The organism is Enterobacter sp. 50793107 (assembly GCF_001463365.1).
Classification (GTDB): Bacteria; Pseudomonadota; Gammaproteobacteria; order Enterobacterales; family Enterobacteriaceae; genus Enterobacter; species Enterobacter cloacae.
Genome location: NZ_LNII01000022.1, coordinates 1 through 7,240, shown reverse-complemented (window position 1 = coordinate 7,240; position 7,240 = coordinate 1). Strand labels below are relative to the sequence as shown.

Here is a 7,240-nt window from a genome sequence, read left to right as displayed (position 1 = left end):
ACCCTATCTCGTCGTCGTCAGCGGAAGAGTTGTATAAGAGACATGTGCAGTCTAACGCTGATTATGTTGTTGTGGGGATAAACATTGAGTAAACCGGGGAAAAAGCAGCCCCCTTTTCGGGCGAAAAGGGGGCGGGGGAGATTACTTCAGCTCGTCGACCATGGTGATGGCGCGGCCAATGTAATTCGCTGGTGTCATCTCTTTCAGGCGGGTTTTCTCCGCTTCCGGCAATGCGAGGCTATCGATAAACTGTTTCATACCTTCCGCATCGACACGTTTACCGCGGGTCAGCTCTTTCAGTTTTTCATACGGTTTTTCGATGCCGTAACGACGCATTACGGTCTGGATCGGTTCGGCCAGCACTTCCCAGTTGTGGTCGAGCTCGTCCAGCAGACGATCGCGGTTCACTTCCAGCTTGCTCACCCCTTTCAGGGTGGACTGATAGGCGATCAGCGCATAGCCAATCCCCACGCCCAGGTTACGCAGCACGGTGGAGTCGGTCAGGTCGCGCTGCCAGCGGGAAACCGGCAGTTTGCTCGCCATATGCTGCAACACGGCGTTGGCCAGACCCAGGTTGCCTTCGGAGTTTTCGAAGTCAATCGGGTTCACTTTGTGCGGCATGGTTGAAGAGCCGATTTCACCGGCGATGGTCTTCTGCTTGAAGTGGTTCAGCGCGATATAACCCCACACGTCACGGTCGAAGTCGATCAGAATGGTGTTGAAGCGGGCGATACAGTCGAACAGTTCGGCGATATAGTCGTGCGGCTCAATCTGAGTGGTGTACGGGTTCCACTGAATTCCCAGGGAGGTCACGAACTCTTCACTGAACTGATGCCAGTCCACTTCCGGGTAAGCGGCGATATGGGCGTTGTAGTTACCTACCGCGCCATTGATTTTACCAAGGATCTCAACCTGTTCCAGCTGACGATACTGACGCTCCATACGGTATGCCACGTTAGCCATCTCTTTACCCATCGTGGATGGCGTAGCGGGCTGACCGTGGGTACGGGAGAGCAGGGGAATGTCGCGGTATTCCACAGACAACGCTTTCACCGCGTCAATGATTTTACGCCAGTAAGGCAGAACCACCTCTTTGCGCGCGGTAGAGAGCATCAATGCGTGAGACAGGTTATTGATGTCTTCAGAAGTACAGGCGAAGTGAATGAATTCAGACACCGCGTGCAGCGCCGGAACGCTTGCCACTTTCTCTTTCAGGAAGTACTCAACCGCCTTTACGTCGTGGTTGGTGGTACGTTCAATGGTCTTGATGCGTGCAGCATCTTCTTCATTGAAGTCAGCAACGATTTTATCAAGGTAATCGTTTGCCTGGGCGTCAAAAGCAGGAACTTCCTTGATTGCTGCCTGGGCGGCCAGCTTTTGCAGCCAGCGTACTTCAACCTGAACACGGAACTTCAGCAGGCCATATTCGCTGAAGATCCCGCGCAGCGCGCTGACTTTATCGCCGTAGCGTCCATCGACAGGGGATACGGCGGTCAGTGAGGATAATTCCATAATTCGCAACTCCGGGAGGTTAACAATGAGCAAGAATTTGTTTTGCCTGAGTCGTCAGGCGATTACGAGAAAACATTAACTGCAGGCGGCCACCGCCAACCTGATGCCACAGCACGGCGGCACGGATACCGGCCAGCAGCGAGGCGCGTACTTTTGCCTGGACCTGCGGGCTTTGCAGTACGGCAGGTGAACCGGTGACCTGGATACGCGGGCCCAGCGGACTGATAACATCAACATAAATACCGGCCATGGCGCTCAACAGCGTTTCAGACTGCAGATCAAAATGGTCGAGCTGACGCTGCAAGCCGGCAATGCGGTCACCCAGCGTATTCAGCGCGCCTTTCGCTGCGCTGAGTTTACGTTCCAGCACCATCAGGCTTAACGTATAACGGGTAAGCTCCGCGTTTAATCCCTGACGGCTGCTGGCATTAAGCACGCCAAGCAAGGTTTCAAGACCGAGACGAAGATTGGTTTCGCTGCCACCGAAGACACCCAGGGTTGAACCGGGGTTGAGATCGATAACGCTGTTGAGCGAAACGTGCAGCGCGTCGGCGTCACAATGACCCTGATGCGCCAGCTGTTGCACCAGACGGGCTGACTGGCAAATTCCTGCCAGTGCCAGGGTGATGTCATAATAGTTCTTCGCCACACGTTCTCCTTTATGTGTGCTATCGGGTTAAACGGCCGGCAGCGGCAGGCGCTGTTCTATGATCCCACCACCCAGGCAGATATCACCGCTGTAGAAGACGGCGGACTGGCCCGGCGTGACGGCTGCAACTGGCTCGTCAAAACGCACGTCAATGCGATCGTCATCCAGCGCGGTAATGGTGCAGGGGATATCCGTCTGACGGTAGCGTGTTTTTACCGTGCAGCGCAGGGTACCTTTGAGCGGTTCACGGTCGACCCAGTGCAACTGTTGCGCGATCAGGCCAACGGACATCAGACGCGGATGGTCGTGCCCCTGAGCGACGATCAGAATATTGTTTTCGACATCTTTGTCGACCACGTACCACGGATCTTCGCTACCGTCTTTGGTACCGCCGATACCCAGGCCTTTACGCTGGCCGAGGGTGTGGTACATCAACCCCTGATGCTGGCCAATTTCGTCGCCATCGACGGTGACAATTTTGCCCGGCTGCGCAGGCAGGTAGCGACCAAGGAAATCGCGGAATTTGCGCTCGCCAATAAAGCAGATACCGGTGGAGTCTTTTTTCTTCGCGGTGATCAGATCCAGCTCTTCAGCAATTTTACGGACTTCTGGCTTTTCCAGCTCGCCAACCGGGAACAGGCTTTGTGCAATCTGTTCATGGCTTAACGTATAAAGGAAATAGCTCTGATCTTTATTACCGTCCAGACCGCGCAGCAGCTGGCTTTTGCCGTTCACATCGGCGCGACGCACGTAGTGACCGGTCGCAATATAGTCTGCGCCCAGATCTTCCGCCGCGAATTCGAGGAAGGCTTTAAATTTGATCTCTTTGTTGCACAGAATATCCGGGTTTGGGGTACGGCCCGCTTTGTACTCTTCCAGGAAAAGCTCAAACACGTTATCCCAGTATTCTGCGGCAAAGTTAACGGTGTGCAGTTCAATGCCGAGCTTGTCGCACACGGCCTGCGCATCGGCGAGATCCGCAGCGGCAGTGCAATATTCCTCGCCATCATCTTCCTCCCAGTTCTTCATGAACAGGCCCTCCACCTTATAGCCCTGTTGTTGCAACAGGTAGGCGGAAACGGAGGAATCGACACCGCCGGACATGCCGACGATCACTTTTTTCTGGCTGTTATCTGACATGGAATACTCACGACATTGAACTTCAAGGCGGCGTATTCTATCACGCCCCCCCACCATTGACACCCTCTGTAAACGGCCAGTTAAATTCTGCGATGACCTCCAGCGGCAAGCGTGCGCCTGACTGCCAGCAGCGAATGCTTTCGGCAACCAGCGGCGAGCGCAGGTTTGGCGCGTTCAGGATCTCGTCGGCGGTGACCCACAGGCAGCGATCGATATCGTCGTCGTGCGGCTCAGTGGCGCACGTTTCGCTAAGCTCGACGGCAAATAAAAAACGCAGGAAGGGCGTTTTATCAGGCGCAATCCACTGATGCATACGAATGAAGTGCTGAGGCTCCGCGCGGATGCCCGTCTCTTCCCAGAGTTCACGTTTTGCGGCCTGTAATAAGGTTTCATTGGCTTCCAGATGCCCGGCTGGCTGATTCCACAGCGCTTTGCCGTTAATGCTCTCTTCTACAACCAGGAATTTCCCCTGCGCGTGAACCACACAGGCGACCGTGACATGAGGTTTAAACATATTGACTCCTTAAGGGGCAACGTCCCGCCATTCACCGTTAGCCAGGGAATCCAGGGTGTAACTGCCCATGGCATAGCGAATCAGGCGCAGGGTAGGGAAGCCCACGTGGGCGGTCATGCGCCGAACCTGACGGTTGCGGCCTTCATAAAGGGTGATTTTGAGCCAGCTGGTGGGAATAGATTTGCGCTCGCGAATGGGCGGGTTGCGCGGCCACAGCCACTCCGGTTCATTCACACGTTCAATACCTGCGGGCAGGGTGGGGCCATCGTTTAACGTCACGCCGTTGCGGAGTGCGGCGAGCGCCTCTTCATCCGGCTCACCTTCCACCTGCACAAAGTAAATTTTGCCGGTGCGTTTTCCGGGCTGCGTGAGTTTTGCCTGTAGGGCTCCGTCGTTGGTTAAGACCAGCAGACCTTCGCTATCGCGGTCCAGACGACCCGCGGCATAAACGCCCTGAACAGGAATGTAATCCTTTAACGTGCTGCGCCCGGCTTCGTCGGTAAACTGCGGCAACACATCGTAGGGTTTATTGAACAAAATAACCCGCTTTGGCTGGCTTTCTTGCGGTCTTCTGGCGGCTTGTCGTGAGCTGAATCGCTCAACCCGGTGTTTTGTAAAAGAAGTTTTCTTCATGGTATTTTCAGGCGTTATCAATTGCCGCATTATAGCCTAATAACGAAGACCTTTCATGGCGCAGGACAATCAGGTACTATCGAAGGGCTCATTACAATTTATTAACATAAGATCAGTAACAACCAGAAGCGCTCGAAGGAGAGGTTAATGGAAAGCAAAGTAGTTGTTCCGGCGGAAGGTAAAAAGATCACCCTGCAAAACGGCAAGATTAACGTTCCTCACAATCCGATCATTCCATTCATCGAAGGTGATGGTATCGGTGTAGACGTTACCCCGGCAATGCTGAAAGTGGTTGATGCCGCTGTTGAGAAAGCCTACAAAGGCGAGCGTAAAATTTCCTGGATGGAAATTTACACCGGTGAAAAATCTACTCAAGTTTATGGCCAGGACGTTTGGCTGCCAGCAGAAACGCTGGACCTGATCCGCGACTACCGCGTTGCTATCAAAGGCCCACTGACGACGCCAGTTGGTGGCGGTATCCGTTCCCTGAACGTGGCACTGCGTCAGGAGCTGGACCTGTACGTGTGTCTGCGTCCGGTTCGTTACTATCAGGGCACCCCAAGCCCGGTTAAGCACCCTGAGCTGACCGATATGGTTATCTTCCGCGAAAACTCAGAAGACATCTACGCGGGTATCGAATGGAAAGCTGACTCTGCTGACGCAGAAAAAGTGATTAAATTCCTGCGCGAAGAGATGGGCGTGAAGAAAATTCGCTTCCCTGAGCATTGCGGTATCGGCATCAAGCCGTGCTCCGAAGAAGGGACCAAACGTCTGGTGCGCGCGGCAATTGAATACGCGATCACCAACGACCGTGACTCTGTGACCCTGGTTCACAAAGGCAACATCATGAAGTTCACCGAAGGCGCGTTCAAAGACTGGGGTTACCAGTTGGCGCAAGAAGAGTTCGGCGGTGAGCTGATCGACGGCGGCCCATGGCAGAAGATTAAGAACCCGAACACCGGCAAAGAGATCATCATTAAAGATGTTATCGCCGATGCGTTCCTGCAGCAGATCCTGCTGCGTCCAGCGGAATACGACGTGATCGCCTGTATGAACCTGAACGGTGACTACATCTCCGACGCCCTGGCTGCACAGGTTGGCGGTATCGGTATCGCCCCAGGCGCGAACATCGGTGACGAATGCGCCCTGTTCGAAGCAACCCACGGTACTGCACCAAAATACGCAGGCCAGGACAAAGTGAACCCAGGCTCTATCATCCTGTCCGCAGAGATGATGCTGCGTCATATGGAATGGTTCGAAGCCGCAGACCTGATCGTTAAAGGTATGGAAGGCGCGATTAACGCGAAAACCGTAACCTACGACTTCGAACGTCTGATGGAAGGCGCTAAGCTGCTGAAATGTTCAGAGTTTGGTGACGCGATTATCGCGAATATGTAATCTATTAGCTGGGTTATACAACAACGGGAGCCGATTGGTTCCCGTTTTTATTATTATTTTTCGGATGGTTATCAAGAGCTTATCAAAACCCTTTTTTAAGCAGATGTTATTTCCAGTTCTCTCTGTATCTGCCACAACAATTTACGGTAGGGTATATTCTCTACTGTAAATATATCAACTGTATGCGCATTTTACTTCCTCATGTATCAAAAATAAACAATCCCGAATTTCATTTCCTTAAAATACTTTATCCAGGAATGACTGGTTCGTGTCAGTAGCCTTAGTCAATATATAAAAATAAACATTTTGTTGTGCAATTAAAACTTTTGCATGTGTATTTATATGCTGGTAACACAATTTTATCTCTGTATATTTAAGAGAAATTATTGGAGGAACTATGCATAAATTTAATCTAGCAGCTGCTTTTCTTTTTTTTGGCGCTTTTACCATGCCAGTATTTGCCAGTAATTCAATGTCTATAAATTATGCTGCAGGCAAAGAGAGTGGGGCCGAAAAGATGCATGGCATGAATGTGATATTTAAACACGATATGGGTAATTTTGCACTGGTCGCATCAGGTACTTATATACAGAATACCAGCGGTTCCGGGAACTCTTATTTGAAAAACAAATACGCATCAATTATGCCGGGGCTCGCTATTAATATCACACAAGATATAAATTTTTATGGACTTGCTGGTATTTCTTGTGGTTCAAAAATGAAACCTGATCAAAGTCATGAAATTTATGGGGCAGCTTTTGGTACTGGTTTGTTTTACAACTTAACAAACAATATTGAATTAAATACAGGATATGAATTGGGTCTTGTTGATAACAAAGAAATAGATACTTTCATCATTGTGCTAGGATATTTGTTCTGACTTTCAAGGTGAATGAAATGATATCAAAAAAAATAATAAGAATATATGTTATTACTGATAACTATTTTTTATATTACGGCATCAGGGAACTCATTTACGATTCTAAAGTATTTGAATCTTACACATATAACGTTGAGCAAACCGCTAAGCTTCCAGCTCTTATTTTTTATCATAAGTATCATACTCAAGATATAATCATTACAGATAATTTCTTACATTGTTACGCAGTTTCAAAATATAGACCGGAAAAAACGTTAATTTTGCCATGTAATTATGATTTGGATAAATATATAGAGTGTTTTAATGATTTAACAAATCAAGATTATTTTCACAATGCACTTTATTTTAAAAAGTTATCATCGAAAGAGACCCTGCTGTTAACTTTATTTTCTGAGGGAGCAACAGATGACAAAATTGCTATTATGCTTAACATAACAAAAAAGACAATCAGCTCTCATAGGCGTAATATTTTGCAAAAATTAAACCTGAAGAATAGGCATGAATTGTATATGTA

General features: G+C 49.8%; 8 protein-coding genes. 3 read left to right on the top strand and 5 right to left on the bottom strand.

What is annotated here, in order from left to right; genetic code table 11:
* Positions 1-141: 141 nt before the first annotated feature.
* The 5 genes from purB to rluE are packed head-to-tail and all read right to left on the bottom strand — an operon-like array spanning position 142 to position 4,478.
* Complete coding sequence (gene purB / locus APU11_RS04330; protein ID WP_040019575.1) at positions 142-1,512, bottom strand: adenylosuccinate lyase; 1,371 nt, start codon at positions 1,510-1,512, stop codon at positions 142-144.
* Positions 1,513-1,531: 19 nt separating this feature from the next.
* Positions 1,532-2,161, bottom strand: coding sequence for a high frequency lysogenization protein HflD (gene hflD, locus APU11_RS04325; protein WP_013097081.1), 630 nt, complete (start codon positions 2,159-2,161; stop codon positions 1,532-1,534).
* Positions 2,162-2,188: 27 nt separating this feature from the next.
* Complete coding sequence (gene mnmA, locus APU11_RS04320) at positions 2,189-3,301, bottom strand: tRNA 2-thiouridine(34) synthase MnmA (protein ID WP_013097080.1); 1,113 nt, start codon at positions 3,299-3,301, stop codon at positions 2,189-2,191.
* Positions 3,302-3,341: 40 nt separating this feature from the next.
* Positions 3,342-3,815, bottom strand: a complete 474-nt coding sequence (locus tag APU11_RS04315; protein ID WP_029881976.1) for an NUDIX hydrolase — start codon at positions 3,813-3,815, stop codon at positions 3,342-3,344.
* A gap of 9 nt (positions 3,816-3,824) precedes the next feature.
* Positions 3,825-4,478: a 23S rRNA pseudouridine(2457) synthase RluE gene (rluE, locus tag APU11_RS04310; protein ID WP_029881977.1), complete on the bottom strand. Its 654-nt coding sequence runs from the start codon at positions 4,476-4,478 to the stop codon at positions 3,825-3,827.
* 117 nt (positions 4,479-4,595) lie between these two features.
* Here rluE and icd point away from each other — a divergent pair, with 117 nt between their 5' ends.
* The 3 genes from icd to APU11_RS04295 all read left to right on the top strand — a co-directional run.
* On the top strand, positions 4,596-5,846 hold the full coding sequence (gene icd / locus APU11_RS04305) for an NADP-dependent isocitrate dehydrogenase (protein ID WP_013097077.1): 1,251 nt from the start codon (positions 4,596-4,598) through the stop codon (positions 5,844-5,846).
* Between the two features lie 397 nt (positions 5,847-6,243).
* Positions 6,244-6,726: a hypothetical protein gene (locus APU11_RS04300; protein ID WP_060578327.1), complete on the top strand. Its 483-nt coding sequence runs from the start codon at positions 6,244-6,246 to the stop codon at positions 6,724-6,726.
* Positions 6,727-6,743: 17 nt separating this feature from the next.
* Positions 6,744-7,240, top strand: a 497-nt coding sequence (locus APU11_RS04295) for a helix-turn-helix transcriptional regulator (RefSeq protein ID WP_131729154.1), incomplete at its 3' end; no start/stop codon positions are given.